This window comes from Planobispora rosea, assembly GCF_014648175.1.
GTDB classification, from domain to species: Bacteria; Actinomycetota; Actinomycetes; order Streptosporangiales; family Streptosporangiaceae; genus Planobispora; species Planobispora rosea.
This window is the reverse complement of the sequence record NZ_BMQP01000082.1, coordinates 1-12,185: the sequence shown is the minus strand read 5'-3', so window position 1 is coordinate 12,185 and position 12,185 is coordinate 1. Positions and strand designations below refer to the sequence as shown.

Below are 12,185 nucleotides of genomic sequence, written 5' to 3'. Positions count from 1 at the left end.
CCAGCGGAAGCTCAAAGGCTTGATCTTCAACGATGTTCAAGAGAACCTCCCGGATCTCCCGCCCGGCCCGCCCTTTGATCCGCACGAACTTCTTGTTCCAGCAGGTGCCGTCCGCGACCTGATCAAGAGGCAGGGTCGCGGTGTGCTCACCCACAGTGATCGTCACCTGTCGCGAGGTGATGCCCGTGCCCTGGCTGTCCGTCGTCACCAGGTGCCGGGAGACCTCCGGGCACCACGGCAACCGAGGACTGTCGTAGATCGGGATCGGGTCAGGCCCGCTTTTCTTGACCTCCCACACCTCGGGAGGATCGAGCCGGTAGGCGTATCCCGGCGAGCCCGGGACCCTTCTCAGGCCCCGGATCGGCAGCGGGATGACCGCCGGCGACGTCACTGCCTGCGCCTTTGCTGCCGGAAGCTACGGTGATCCCCCGAGGGGATACCGCTCGTGCTGGTCAGGGGTGCCGTGTGCCGCCTCCGCCGGATCACGACACGGGCAGGGCTGGCCAATAGCCAAACATGGGACACCGTCACGTAGACTCTCCCTGAGAACTGATTGAGGGGCCCCGCCCCGGAGCTGCTAACTCCGGAACCCGGCGGGGCCTCTTGCTGTCTGTGAGGAATTAGCCTACGCCTGGTAAAGGCCGGTTGTGGCGGCTCAAACCCGCGTGTCGATAGGGGCTGTGGCGCTTTCCGGCAGACCCGCGCAAAGCTCATGCGGCACTCCGTTCGGGAGAGATGGCGCACTTCAGACAGGTCTCCATGTACTTCGACAACACGTAGCCGGCATCGGTCCCGCACTGCGGACAGCGCCGGCGCGCGGCCATCGCCCGCTCCAGCGCGGCGAGCTGCCGCACGGTGGCCGGCCGCTTAGGTCGGGCCTGAGCCACGTCGTACAGGTAGGCGGCCCGCACGCCGTCTCGATGTCCCGAACAGCGAGAGGCCCACAGCACTTGGGCCTGGACGCCCTGACGTCCAGGCGTCAGGTTCCGCGCGGCGAGCTGCCGGCGGGTCAGCAGATGCGCCGGCGCCATCTTCCACGGATAGGTCGGGATGCTGTGGCGCTCCCCGTCCGGGTCCCAAAAGCGGGCACGAATGCGGCCCATGGCACTGCACCTCCACGATCACGGCACGGGTCAGGACATGCCGCCGCGGCGGAAGAGCGATCTCCTCCCGCCGCGACAGGTCGAACACTTCGGTTGCTGCGTCGATCACCTCTCTTCGATCCCGGTCCCCTCGGTGCCGCCCGACTCGGTCGGCTCGTTCGACTCGGTCGGGAGCGGCTCGCTCTCGCCGTGCCGGCAGCGCTCGCACCAGCGCATGCGCTGGCACTGGTGGGTGTGCTCGGGGCCTTCCAGGTGGCGCTTGCACCAGCACGACCACCACGGGCCGAAGACGTGACCGCTCTCCGCGCACGCCTCGATACCGACGCAAGACCCGCAGATGTCGGGGGTCTCCTCATCGCTCCACCGCCAGTCGTGGAACAGGTCCTCGCGCTGGGCCTTGACCGCCTCCAGGGAGGGGAAGTGGTAGGACTCCTCCCCGTCGTCGTTGACCTCGCCGCACCTGGAGCACGTCACCACGACGCACGTCACGAGCTGCTTACTCATCACTGCCTCCCTGGGCAGAGATCGTCACGATCAGGACCTCCCCCGCCGGCGGGGCCGACTCCGGGAGGATCACCGGGGCCAGGACCGCGGTGATCAGCGCGCACCGCAGCGCGGCCCGGACCATCGCCCGGACCGCGCTGCCGATCATCGGGCGCTCCTGGAGAGCTCCGACGTCGTGGTACTGGGGGCCGGCCGGCGCGGTTCGTCCGGCTGGCAGGCGACCGCGATGATCAGGGCAGTCAGCAGGATGTAGGGCAGCGCCTTCCACACCGCCCGGATCTGCGCGATCACTGGATCGCCCCCTCACGGCGGAGCCGGGGAAGGTCCCGCCAGGAGATCGCCACCGCGCCCAACGCGATGGCGCGCGTACGCATGGAGTCGGTGACGTCGTAGTGCGGACGCCGGCCGCCCTGGTACCAGGACCGGTGCAGCCCCAGCCGCGTGGCGAAGGCGTGCAGCTCGTCTTGATCCCCGGCTACCAGGTGGGACCACTTGGCGTTGATCGATCCGACCTTGGCGCGCTGCCTCCAGTCATCGACGTAGACCGTCACCGCACACCTCCCACCACGGCGCCGGCTCGTGCCCCGGCCCACCGGGCGTTACCGGTCGGCTCGGGGGCCGGCTCCCAGTTGGGGCCGGTGGGAAGCGGAGCGCTCTCACCGGTAGGCGCCCCCGGCGCCGGCTTGCTCGCGAATCCCGGCAGGGGCCTGCCGTCCGCACCCGTGGGCAGCGGGGCCGGCGCCAGAGTCGGCTCCGGGGCAGGGTTCCCGTTGCGGCCGGTCGGCTCGGGGGCCGGCTCGACCGGCGCCGGCCCGCTCTGATCGGCGAACTCCGGGAGCGGCTTGCCATCCGCCCCGGTCGGCAGCGGGGCCGGCCCGTCCACGCTCATGCCGACCGGCACGAGCGTGGAGATCTCGGAGCTGACCGGCTCGCCGGCGCCCTCGCGGGGAGCGACCACGAGCACGCCCCCGAGCACGACGGCCAGCGCCCACGGACCGGTGACCTTGACCACCCGCCACGTGATGATCAGTCGGGAGATGTTCATACCGTCACCACCCCGGCCATCAGCAGCGCGGGCGGGTAGACGGACAGCTCCGCCAGCGTGGCCCATGCCAGCCGGTGCAGGATGCGCACCTGAGCGTGCCGGCGAGCCGACTCGTGTACCCGAGCCCAGATCGCTGAAGCCAGCCGCGCGAGGGCCTCGGTGGAGTGCCGCTCGCTGACCTCGGTGATCTCATCGGCTAGCGCGGACAGCTCGCCGGCGCTCAGCGCCGGCCCGCCCGTGCCCGGCACCACGTAGGTGCGCAGCTCCGCCAGGGCCAGCACCGCCAGCCGGTGCAGCGTTGCCTCATCGCCGGCGCGGACCGCGGCATCGGTGAGCATCGAGCGCAGCAGCCAGCCGGTAGAGGCCAGCACGTGATCGTCCAGGCGGGCATTCGCCCGCTCCAGGCGCGTCGCGTACCAGGTCAGATCCGCCGCGCACAACGGCGTCCGGGGCAGCATGGAGGTGCCCGTCATGATGCGGCCCCCACCTCTGCCGCCAGCGCGGCCGGCGTCAGCGTCAGCTCGACCAGCGCCACGCTGGCCAGCCGCGCGAGCGCCCCCGCGTCCCCGGCTTCGGTGGCTTCCTCCCGGGCGTAGCCGGCCAGCCATTCGGCCGAAGCCGCCAGCCCGTCCAGGTCCCGATCCCGGGACGCGTAGGCGATGCGCTCGATGTAGGAGTCGTAGGCCGCCGCACCCATCACCGGCTCACCGGCGCTGTTGCGGTAGTGACGGGCCTCCGCCAGCCCCACCAGGGCCAGCCGGTGCAGCTCCCCGTGATCCCCGGCCACGTACGCCGCGGTCACCTGATCCGTGGTCAGCTGATCGGCCAGCTCCGCCAGCCGCGCACAGTCCCCGGCCGTGAAGCTCTGCCCGATCTCCCGCTGAGCCTGAGCCCACCGGCCGACCGTGCGCCCACGCGAGCGCCGGCCCAGACGAAGGAAGCGCCACGGTCCGGCCGGCGGCCCTGCCAGATCCCCGCGGAAGGTCCGCAGCTCGACCAGCGCCACGCTGGCCAGCCGCGCCATGGTGTGCGCGTCCTGGGCCTTGCTGACCAGGTCCCGCAGCACCGAGCCCAGTTCCGAGACCAGCGCTTCGGCAACCTGGGCCTGTCGCTCGCACGCCTGAGCGTGATCGATCGACGCACCCAGAACCATGCGCTCACCGAGGCCGTAGACCTCCAGGCCCGTACGGTCCTGAGCCGCCTCGATCTCCGCCAGCGCCACCCGGCCCAGCCGAAGCAGCCCCGAGATGTCGCCGGCCTCGGCCGCCTCGGTCAGGTGATCACCGCTGAGCCGAGTGAAGATCTCCCGAAGACCCGCGACGTCGCCGGACTTCAGGGCCTCGCTGATCGCCCGGTGGGCCTGCACCCAGACCGTGCCGTGATCGGTGGTGGTGGTCATCGCCCACCGCCCGACTGCTCCTCCAGGAGCCGGTCATAGGCAGCGCGAGCGCCACCCGAGTCCCCGCCCCACGAAGGGTCGGCGGGAACCTCTCGCGACCACTCGTGGTCGCCGGATCGTGCCTGATCCGTCATGATTGAGACACCTCTCGTTGAGGTGGCCCCGCCGGATCTTTTCCAGGGATGACGGCGGGGCCTTTTTCTGTGTGTCCGTTGCCGACGTTGCCGACGCTGGTGACGTCGGTGACGCTGGCGACGTGACAGCGCTGATCAGCCGCATTTAGGCTGACAGTGGACTCCATGGGGAGTCTTGCTACTCCATCAACGTTCCACTCCGTGCCAATCAGTGTCAAGGGATTGTCACTCACTGGAAGTGTGTGTCACTGTGATGACATGTTCACCGACACCCTGACACCGAGCGGCCTCGATCCGGGAGGTCCGCCCATGTCCGATGCCCGCCCCGTACGTCTCGTGGTCACCGCTGAGACGTCGGCCGCCGTTGACGAGGTTCTGGTTCGAGCGATCTACCTCGCCAGAAAGAAGGTCACTAAGGCAGAACTCACTGATGCTCTACTCCGCGTTGGGATGAGGCACCTGGAGGAGACCGCCACGGAGCTGAGGGGGGAGTCTCCCGATGTGCCTGCGGACCATGAGGCCCGTGCTCCCGAGCCCCCTCCCGTTGTTGCTGCCGTCGTGACCAGCTCAGAGGGTGTGCTGGTTGGTCAGCGTCGGGACGGTAAGCCGCCGTGGACTCTGATCGCCGGCGAGATTGAGCCGGGCGAGTCCCCTGCTGATGCGGCGATCCGCGAGGTCAAGGAGGAGACCGGCCTTCGCGTGATGGCCGCTGAGCACGAGATCGGCCGGCGGGTCCACCCCAAGACGGGCAGGACCATGATCTATCTGGCGTGCTCACCCACGGGCAAGACGGACGTTATCGTGGGCGACCGCGAAGAGCTGGCCGCGGTGCGATGGGTCAGTCTCACTGAGGCGGAGCAGCTCCTTACCGGCATGTTCGAGCCGGTTCACCGCTACCTGATCAGCCATCTGGGGGAGGCGCCCCATGAATCTGATGAATGAGATCCGGATCTGGGCTGAGGCTCACCCCTCGCTCGCGATCGGGGCCGGCGCGCTGGCCCTGGTCCTGCTCTGGCTCGCGTACGTGATCGCCCGCCGTACGGCTCGCGCGCTGGCCAGCCTCCTCCAGGTCCCGATCCGCGCCTATCGGAAGATCAGGGACGCGGATCGGGTCGAGGATGCCCTGACCTATCTCGCGGCCGGCATCGCCACTGCGGTTGCCGGCCACGGGATGTGGGAGTTCTTCAGCCAGGAGTTCCCGGACCTGTTCATCGGCTTCAAGATCGGCTTTTTCGCCTTCCTTGAGGTCGCGATGATCACGAGTGCTGTCCGGGCACGCCGCAACATGCGCGAGCACTACAGCGCCGGCATCGACGGCATGGCCGTGTGGGCGATCACGTGCCTGTCGGCGGTGCTCGCCGCCCTGGAGGCCAGCACCTTCGGTGTGGTCGTTCTCCGCCTGTCCGCGCCCCTCGTGGCCGCGTGGCTGTGGGAGCGGGGCATGGCCGTGGAGCATCGTCGCGCCACCGGCCGCCGGCGCATGGCCTGGAGGTACACCCCTGAGCGGTTCCTGGCTCGGATAGGTCTGGTGGACCCCACCGATCGGGACGCCTCCGAGGTGGCGATCGACCGCTACATCACGCGCGTGGCGCTGCGGGCGAAGCGGCTGCGCATGCTGCCGGCCAAGGCCACGCGCCGGCGCCGGTGGGCAGCGCGGCGCCTGGACCGCGCGATGGACGCCGCGGTGGAGTACGCCGGCCTGTCCGCCGACTCTCCGCGCGTGGTTGAGCTGGTCGGCCGGATCAGCGCGCTGTACAACACCGGCGCCCTGGCCACGCTCGACCCGCCCTCGCCCTGGGTCATCGAGAAGGTCACGGTGACCGGCTCCGTCTCGGAGCCCGCCATAGACGTCTGTCCACCTGGACGTCTGGACGTCGTTGCACCTGGACGTCTGGACGTCGTTGCACCTGGACGTCTGGACGTCGTTGCACCTGGACGTCTGGACGTCTCTGGAGAGCTGGAAGCGTCTGAGCCCTCCGAGGTCCCCGAGACCAAGCCCGCGGACGCGGCGCCGGCGCCGGCCGATCCGATCGAGGACGAGCCCGCGGGACTGGACGTGTTCACCGATGGCGACCGCATCCTGGCTTACCTGACGAGCCGGAGCGTGGGTCACGATGACCCCCACCGTGACCCCGATGACGACCCAGACGGTCCCGGCTCGGGTCAGGGTGACCCGCGGCAGGGTCACGGCGACCTGTCGGTGGTTGCCTCGTGGGGCGACCTGACGCACCGCTTGGGGCAGCCTGACCCATCTGCCCGCACGTTCAAGGCACTGCCCCCACCGGTTCCTGTGTCATTTGTCGGACCGGTGGGTCAAGATGACCACACAGTGGGTCATGGTGCCCCTGCGATGGGTCAGAGTGACCCATCGGCCCTGGGTCACGACCTGGGTCATGACCCCCGGCATGACTGGGAGGCCCGCGTGAGATCGGAGCGCTCCGGAGCCGCGTGGGTGCGCGATGCCCTGGCCGATCTCGGTCTCCGGGCCACCGTCAGCGAGATCACTGATTGGCTGGACGCCCATGGCGTCTACGTCTCCGAGGACGCGATCCGTAGCGAGATCAAGCGTGAGCGAGCCCGGCAGGCCCGCGCGGCTGAGGGCGCCGGCGCCAACGTGGTGTCGCTGACGACGAGGAGGGCCTGAGCATGCGTACGACGATCGTGTACCCGAACCTCACCGGCGCCCTGGTGATCTGGACCAACACCCGGTTCGGCCCGTCTGAAGGTCGCTGGGAGTGCGAGGGGTGCGGAGCCACCGAGAACTATGCCCGCCCTTGGGAGGCCAACGACCATTCCGCCTGGTGTCGGGCACTGGCTCCCGACCCCGACCCTGCCCCCGAGCCGCCCCCGGCCCCGGCCCCCGTTCAGGACCCGGGGTGGTTCACCGCCCTGATCCACCGCATCCGCGCCACGAACAACACCAAGGAGATCTCTGCATGAGCGAAGGAAGAGAAGAAGTCGTCACCGCCGACACGGAGGTGGTGTTCGTCGAGCTGCCGGCCCCGCCGTACACGGCTGAGACGACCCTGGCGATGGTCAGGGCGCACTTCGGCTCCGGCTGGCAGATGGATGAGGAGCAGGACCCCGGACGGTTGCGGCTCGTCCGGGCTGATGACTGATCTCGATGGGGGCCGGCGCGTCGATTCCAGCCTCAGCGCCGGCCCCTGTCCCACCGACCACCCGATAGCGGCCAAAGCGGGCGAGAGCATCCTTGCACCCGCCTACGGCCACCGCTCCACCGGATCATCACCCAGACGGAAGGATTACCGATGATCATCGAGCTGTTGGACCGCGTGGAGTCCTGGTATGAGGGCTCTCCCTTGCAGAAACTCATCGCCCGCGGCACCGATTCGGAGAACCCCGACCCCAAGGCGAAGGCGTTCGTCATCGTCCTGGCCTCGGTCGCGGTCCTGCTGGCCCTGGTCGGCGTCATCGCGGTGCTGTCCATCCTCGTGGCGCTGTTCGGCGTGCTGAACGACGCGGCAACCTGGGTGGTCACCGATGGCGTGCGCGTGGTGGGCTCGTGGGAGCTGACCCGCGTGATCACCGACGGCACGAGCGCGTTCTTCGCCTCCCACACCCCGCCCGACTTCCCTCTCACCGCGGAGCAGCTCGACCAGGTGTGGCTGTGGGCCGGCGCCGTGGTGTTCGCCCTGTCGTGGCTGTGGCGCTCGTGGGGCGCCCGGCTGGCCTGGACTCTGTACGGCGTGCTGACGGTGGCCATGGTGTGGGCGGCCGGCCCGATGGCCGGCCGCTGGGTCAGCGCGGGCTTCGCCGTCCTGGTGTGGGCCGGCCTGTCGCTCCTGGCCTTCCGCGGGGTGGGTAAGCGGATCAGCCTGACCATCTTCGATCGCCGCTCTCCGGTGCCCGCGTCGACGCCCGAGCGCCCCGAGGTCAAGAGCCTCGTGATGATCGCCCCGTCCTGGAACCCGGTGGGGCTGCCGATTGGTCCCGATCGGATCAGCCAGGAGATCGGTGACGTCGTCTCCTACGCCGATGCGGTGCTGTCCCGGCCGGATGCCGACTACCGCGGGTCGCTTCGGGCGGTCCGCGATCGGCTGCACTGGCTCGATCGGCACGTGATCGACCCCTCGCCGTTCAACTGATCCACCGCACGAAACGGACAGAGGGTCAGCGCTCGATCCAACCCGGCCGCTGACCCTCCTGCCCACCACCTCAAAGGAGAGCGAGCAATGGACATCATCCCACTGATCTTGACCCACGCGGGAGCGCTCGGAGCCGGCCTCGTGCTGGGAGCGTGTGCGTTCTCGGTGCGGTGTGGGCCGTGGCGCGTGGGCGCCGGCGAGCCGATGCAGCCGCCGGCCCCGTATCCGGTCACCTCGGTCCGCCAGTTGCCGGCGCCGGTGATGCCGCCGCCCGGCATGGCGGGGGTTCAGGTGCAGCCGGCGATGGTGATGCCCGCACCCCTGGCCTACCCGTACGGCTACGGCGTGCCCATGGCCCCGGCCGCGAGCCTGCCCGCCGCGCCGGCCGGCGTGGTGCTCACCGCCGAAGAGGTCGCGCACCTGGAGCGCTACCGGGCGTGGGTGGCCGGCCAGGAGTCCCCGAAGGAGGTAGAGAGATGATCTCCACGATCGAGGTATGGCTACCGAACGTCATCGCGTTGTCGTTCGTTCTCACGGTGGTGGTCCTGGTGGTGCTGGTCGTGCTGTCGGTACGGCTGGCCCTCTCCGGTGGCCCGGGGGTGTATGTGCGGACCCGCAGCACCTCCCGCGGCTGGACGGTGGAGGATCTGGCGATCGGTCTCAAGGGAGAGGCTGGCATGAGCTGGTACCCGGTCCGTATGACCTGGCAGGAAGCCGCTGAATGGGCCGCTGAGACGTCCAGACGCCCCGACGTACAGACGGCATGGGTGGACGTTCCTACGGCCTCAGGACGGCTCACAAGCTGGCTATGGGAGGCCGGCATCCAGACCCGGCGGATGGAGGCAGCCCTTCATGGATGAGACGTTCGACTCAGTCATCGCCGGATTCGGCCGCTTCCTCCTCGTGCTGTGGAAGGTCCTGGTGTGGATCTGGGACGGCATCCTCGCGGCGGAGACCGCCGCCCCGGTGCTGTTTTGGACGGTCCTGCTTCTGGGCTCCATCGTGTGGGCGGTCGTCGGCCTGATCCGGCACATGGGCGCACGCAAAGTCATGGCCGGCGGCGCGATGCTCGGGGTGCTGTCCCACACCGATGCCACCGGCGCGACCCTGTGGCGCTCGGCTGAGTCGGTGGATCGCAAAGCCAGCTACAGCCCGTTCTACGGCCGACCCGCCATTCTGCGACTGCTGCCGGCCCCAACCATCATCACCACGATCTTCATGCTCGCTCACGCCCGGCTGCTGCTGGGGTATCTGCTGCTGGCCATCGCCGCCCTGATGGGCTGGCGGCTGTACCGGAAGGTCCAGCGTCATCAGCACATCGTGAAGATCGTCTACCCGATCGCTGCCGCACTCGGCACCCTCTACGGCCAAAAGCCCGGCGAGGTCATGCGGGCCGGATTGAGGGTGCCCTACGCCTGGAGGGACCCGGCCGCCCAGATCGTCATCGCGCTGCCGCCGCACTGGCGGCCGCCCCACATCGATGAAACCGTGCAGATCGTCACCGAGCGCCTCGGAGGCACCTGGGATTACGAGCTGTCGCCGGAAGGCCCCTACACCCTGACCCTGACCCACCGGCCGGCCGAACCTCTCTATGTCACTCAGGTGATCCGGCCGCTTGCCGCGGCGCTGGCCACCACGCACGGCACCCACTCCCGGGCGATCCTGGAAGGGATGGTCATCACCGACGATTGGGAGGACCCCGCGGCCGACCCGGAGGTGAGCATCCCCCTCCCCGACGACTACCGCGAGTACCACGTTCTGGAGAGCAAGAAGATCGTCGGGGAGCGGCTCGGGGGCGAGTGGACCTATGAGGTCGTGCCCGGCCCGCCCTACACCGTCCAGCTCCGCCGCCGGCCGCCTGACCCCGAGTACATCGTGGAGGTCGTGCGCCCCATGACCGAGGCCCTCTCCCCGGTGCTCGGTATGCCGGCAGAGGAGATCCTGGAGGGCGTCATCGTCCCGGAGGACTGGCAGGACCCGGCCGCCGCGGTTCAGGTCCCGCTGCCCGATGGCTACCGGCCCGTGCAGGCCACCGAGGTCGTGCGGGTCGTGGAGGAGCGTCTCGGCGGGGACTGGGCCGGCACCGCCACCAAGGCCAAGCCCTTCGTGGTCCATCTGCGGCACAAGCCGCAGCCTCCAGACCTGGTCACGCTGCAAGACGTCGCAGACGAGATCCTCCGCTACGCCCGTCGCGGGACCTTCTTCCTGGGAATCGGTGCCGGTCATGAGCACCGCGTATTCACTCCTCATCGCGATGCACCGCATATCGCCCTGTCCGCTGGAACGCAGGCAGGAAAGAGTACGCAGAATCGCAACTTTCTATTGGGTGCTGCCGCGATGGGCGCCCAACAGGTGTGTGTCGACCCGAAGATTCACTCTTACGATGGATGCGAGATCATCCCCGGCGTCACCATTTACAATGACCCGCTCAGGCCCGATCTCATGTGGTCCGCAATCCACGGAGTAGCCGAAGAAACCCGCCGCCGCATGGTATTGCCGCGCGGGGCTGAGGAATTCCGTCCGTTCTATCTCCACCTGGAAGAGCAGAACCAATTCGCCGGTGAAATCGAAAACTGGTGGACCGAGATCCGAGAATTCCCTGACGAGCTGGAAGAGATCTGCCTCGTCAATCCGGTCATCAATAAGATTATGAGCCGGTACCGCTGGGATAAGCTCCCGAAGAAGTGGCCCGGCTGGCGAGACATTCAGCTTCTCCTGTACCAAGGTGGCGGTTTCGATGTCCACCTGGTGTCCACCTATCAGCGCATGGACGCCGATGCAGTCGGCGGAAGCGGAGGCAAAGGCGGCTCGCTCCGGGCCCAGTACGGCATTAAGCTCATGTCCCACTTCGACCCGGCAGGCTGGATTAACGTGGTCGGCACGCGGCCCATTCCCCGCTCGCCGATGCATAAAGGCCGCTGGATTATGGTCAAGGGCAGCACCAATAAGGAATACCAGGGCCCGCGGACCGAAGTGGACGACATCGAGTGGTTCCTGGACTACGCCGGTATCGGCCGGCGCGAGCTGTCCCCTAGCGTGTCTCCTTCACGTCCAAGATTGCCATCCTCGCACCCCTACCCCATTAGAGGGGACAAGGAGACAGCCGACAGGGGACAGACCCCGCCGGCCGCCTCGTCGGCCCCGGGCGCGGAGGTGTTGCCCTTCAGGCGGCGCGAGGAGGACCGGCCGTCCAATGGCCCGGCCCCTTCCGGGAACGTCTCTCAGGCCATTACCGACCCGCCTTCCAAAGTGCATTACTACACCCTGGAGGAAGCCGCCAATGAGGGCATCGTCCCGCTGACGTACGCCAACCTGAAGCAGAGGCGCTATCGCGCCGAACAAGACGGCAAGCCGTTCCCGAAGGGCATCAAGTACGGGCGTGGCCGGAAATACACCGCTGATGAACTCCGCCAGTGGTGGGAGCAGGAAAGCGGAGCCAGCAAGACCGTTGACTAAAACGTCCAGGCGTCTGGAGTTCTGGAAGCCTAGAGCCCCAGACGCCTTCACTTTTAGGCGTCCAGACGTCTAAAGGCGAAGACCGCCCGAATCCCCAACGATCTCCACCGCTCGACTGCCACACTGAGAGCCCCTCTCCAAGCAGTACCGACAGACCCAACCCTTAGCCAGACGGAGAAAGCCACCGTGAACAACTCGTCAAGCACTCAGGGACCAAGCTCCGCGATTCCTCCCGATGAAGACCTTGACCAGCAATTCCCCGAGTTCCCTCAGAACCTCATCCCCGAGTCGGATCTTCTCCCGCTTCCCGGGGATGAGGTCTACGAAGACGAATGGTGACCTGATCGCTTCAACCGAGCAAGGTAAGGCGCCTAGACGTCCAGGCTTCTGGGTGGCTAGGCGTCTGGAGCTCTGACCGGTTCCCGGAGTTCTTCTCCG

General features: G+C 68.2%; 17 protein-coding genes. 8 read left to right on the top strand and 9 right to left on the bottom strand.

From position 1 onward, the window contains the following. The 9 genes from IEZ08_RS38030 to IEZ08_RS37990 form a co-directional block, all read right to left on the bottom strand. The coding region (locus IEZ08_RS38030; protein ID WP_189244132.1) for a hypothetical protein at positions 1-391 on the bottom strand (391 nt) is incomplete at its 3' end. A gap of 319 nt (positions 392-710) precedes the next feature. Further along, the gene (locus tag IEZ08_RS38025; RefSeq protein ID WP_189244131.1) at positions 711-1,103 is read right to left on the bottom strand and encodes an RRQRL motif-containing zinc-binding protein; all 393 of its coding nucleotides are present in this window, start codon (positions 1,101-1,103) and stop codon (positions 711-713) included. Positions 1,104-1,208: 105 nt separating this feature from the next. Continuing rightward, the gene (locus IEZ08_RS38020; protein ID WP_189244130.1) at positions 1,209-1,607 is read right to left on the bottom strand and encodes a hypothetical protein; all 399 of its coding nucleotides are present in this window, start codon (positions 1,605-1,607) and stop codon (positions 1,209-1,211) included. Next, positions 1,600-1,755 (bottom strand): hypothetical protein, encoded by a 156-nt coding sequence (locus tag IEZ08_RS38015; protein WP_189244129.1) that lies wholly within the window; start codon positions 1,753-1,755, stop codon positions 1,600-1,602. The genes IEZ08_RS38020 and IEZ08_RS38015 overlap by 8 nt, the downstream gene beginning before the upstream one ends. Beyond that, complete coding sequence (locus IEZ08_RS38010) at positions 1,752-1,898, bottom strand: hypothetical protein (RefSeq protein WP_189244128.1); 147 nt, start codon at positions 1,896-1,898, stop codon at positions 1,752-1,754. The genes IEZ08_RS38015 and IEZ08_RS38010 overlap by 4 nt, the downstream gene beginning before the upstream one ends. Further along, positions 1,895-2,158 carry a DUF4031 domain-containing protein gene (locus IEZ08_RS38005; RefSeq protein WP_189244127.1) on the bottom strand — a complete coding sequence of 88 codons (264 nt, stop codon included), beginning with the start codon at positions 2,156-2,158 and terminating at the stop codon, positions 1,895-1,897. The genes IEZ08_RS38010 and IEZ08_RS38005 overlap by 4 nt, the downstream gene beginning before the upstream one ends. Beyond that, positions 2,155-2,652 (bottom strand): hypothetical protein, encoded by a 498-nt coding sequence (locus IEZ08_RS38000; protein ID WP_189244126.1) that lies wholly within the window; start codon positions 2,650-2,652, stop codon positions 2,155-2,157. The genes IEZ08_RS38005 and IEZ08_RS38000 overlap by 4 nt, the downstream gene beginning before the upstream one ends. After that, on the bottom strand, positions 2,649-3,125 hold the full coding sequence (locus IEZ08_RS37995; protein WP_189244125.1) for a hypothetical protein: 477 nt from the start codon (positions 3,123-3,125) through the stop codon (positions 2,649-2,651). The genes IEZ08_RS38000 and IEZ08_RS37995 overlap by 4 nt, the downstream gene beginning before the upstream one ends. Next, positions 3,122-4,051, bottom strand: a complete 930-nt coding sequence (locus IEZ08_RS37990; RefSeq protein WP_189244124.1) for a hypothetical protein — start codon at positions 4,049-4,051, stop codon at positions 3,122-3,124. Before IEZ08_RS37990 ends, IEZ08_RS37995 begins: the two co-directional genes overlap by 4 nt. Before the next feature lie 392 nt (positions 4,052-4,443). On the opposite strand from IEZ08_RS37990, the gene IEZ08_RS37985 reads away from it, so the two are divergent. The 8 genes from IEZ08_RS37985 to IEZ08_RS37950 all read left to right on the top strand — a co-directional run bounded on the left by IEZ08_RS37985 (position 4,444) and on the right by IEZ08_RS37950 (position 11,747). Continuing rightward, complete coding sequence (locus tag IEZ08_RS37985) at positions 4,444-5,127, top strand: NUDIX hydrolase (RefSeq protein ID WP_189244123.1); 684 nt, start codon at positions 4,444-4,446, stop codon at positions 5,125-5,127. Then, positions 5,111-6,829, top strand: coding sequence for a hypothetical protein (locus IEZ08_RS37980; RefSeq protein ID WP_189244122.1), 1,719 nt, complete (start codon positions 5,111-5,113; stop codon positions 6,827-6,829). The genes IEZ08_RS37985 and IEZ08_RS37980 overlap by 17 nt, the downstream gene beginning before the upstream one ends. A gap of 2 nt (positions 6,830-6,831) precedes the next feature. Then, a complete protein-coding gene (locus IEZ08_RS37975; protein ID WP_189244121.1) occupies positions 6,832-7,125 on the top strand; it encodes a hypothetical protein in 294 nt (97 codons plus the stop codon). Beyond that, positions 7,122-7,304, top strand: coding sequence for a hypothetical protein (locus tag IEZ08_RS37970; protein WP_189244120.1), 183 nt, complete (start codon positions 7,122-7,124; stop codon positions 7,302-7,304). The genes IEZ08_RS37975 and IEZ08_RS37970 overlap by 4 nt, the downstream gene beginning before the upstream one ends. 150 nt (positions 7,305-7,454) lie before the next feature. Beyond that, positions 7,455-8,291 carry a hypothetical protein gene (locus tag IEZ08_RS37965; RefSeq protein WP_189244119.1) on the top strand — a complete coding sequence of 279 codons (837 nt, stop codon included), beginning with the start codon at positions 7,455-7,457 and terminating at the stop codon, positions 8,289-8,291. An 87-nt stretch (positions 8,292-8,378) separates the two neighbouring features. Continuing rightward, on the top strand, positions 8,379-8,771 hold the full coding sequence (locus tag IEZ08_RS37960) for a hypothetical protein (RefSeq protein ID WP_189244118.1): 393 nt from the start codon (positions 8,379-8,381) through the stop codon (positions 8,769-8,771). Beyond that, complete coding sequence (locus IEZ08_RS37955) at positions 8,768-9,151, top strand: hypothetical protein (RefSeq protein ID WP_189244117.1); 384 nt, start codon at positions 8,768-8,770, stop codon at positions 9,149-9,151. Before IEZ08_RS37960 ends, IEZ08_RS37955 begins: the two co-directional genes overlap by 4 nt. Next, the gene (locus IEZ08_RS37950) at positions 9,144-11,747 is read left to right on the top strand and encodes a hypothetical protein (protein WP_189244116.1); all 2,604 of its coding nucleotides are present in this window, start codon (positions 9,144-9,146) and stop codon (positions 11,745-11,747) included. The genes IEZ08_RS37955 and IEZ08_RS37950 overlap by 8 nt, the downstream gene beginning before the upstream one ends. Positions 11,748-12,185: the final 438 nt, after the last annotated feature.

What these genes read in the sequence shown, in the direction of transcription:
- IEZ08_RS37985 (WP_189244123.1), top strand. Translation starts at nt 4,444, where the DNA reads ATGTTCACCGACACCCTGACACCGAGCGGCCTCGATCCGGGAGGTCCG.
- IEZ08_RS37970 (WP_189244120.1), top strand. Translation starts at nt 7,122, where the DNA reads ATGAGCGAAGGAAGAGAAGAAGTCGTCACCGCCGACACGGAGGTGGTG.
- IEZ08_RS37975 (WP_189244121.1), top strand. Translation starts at nt 6,832, where the DNA reads ATGCGTACGACGATCGTGTACCCGAACCTCACCGGCGCCCTGGTGATC.
- IEZ08_RS38015 (WP_189244129.1), bottom strand. Translation starts at nt 1,755, where the DNA reads ATGATCGGCAGCGCGGTCCGGGCGATGGTCCGGGCCGCGCTGCGGTGC.
- IEZ08_RS38020 (WP_189244130.1), bottom strand. Translation starts at nt 1,607, where the DNA reads ATGAGTAAGCAGCTCGTGACGTGCGTCGTGGTGACGTGCTCCAGGTGC.
- IEZ08_RS37990 (WP_189244124.1), bottom strand. Translation starts at nt 4,051, where the DNA reads ATGACCACCACCACCGATCACGGCACGGTCTGGGTGCAGGCCCACCGG.
- IEZ08_RS37995 (WP_189244125.1), bottom strand. Translation starts at nt 3,125, where the DNA reads ATGACGGGCACCTCCATGCTGCCCCGGACGCCGTTGTGCGCGGCGGAT.
- IEZ08_RS38025 (WP_189244131.1), bottom strand. Translation starts at nt 1,103, where the DNA reads ATGGGCCGCATTCGTGCCCGCTTTTGGGACCCGGACGGGGAGCGCCAC.
- IEZ08_RS37965 (WP_189244119.1), top strand. Translation starts at nt 7,455, where the DNA reads ATGATCATCGAGCTGTTGGACCGCGTGGAGTCCTGGTATGAGGGCTCT.
- IEZ08_RS38000 (WP_189244126.1), bottom strand. Translation starts at nt 2,652, where the DNA reads ATGAACATCTCCCGACTGATCATCACGTGGCGGGTGGTCAAGGTCACC.
- IEZ08_RS37955 (WP_189244117.1), top strand. Translation starts at nt 8,768, where the DNA reads ATGATCTCCACGATCGAGGTATGGCTACCGAACGTCATCGCGTTGTCG.
- IEZ08_RS37960 (WP_189244118.1), top strand. Translation starts at nt 8,379, where the DNA reads ATGGACATCATCCCACTGATCTTGACCCACGCGGGAGCGCTCGGAGCC.
- IEZ08_RS37980 (WP_189244122.1), top strand. Translation starts at nt 5,111, where the DNA reads ATGAATCTGATGAATGAGATCCGGATCTGGGCTGAGGCTCACCCCTCG.
- IEZ08_RS37950 (WP_189244116.1), top strand. Translation starts at nt 9,144, where the DNA reads ATGGATGAGACGTTCGACTCAGTCATCGCCGGATTCGGCCGCTTCCTC.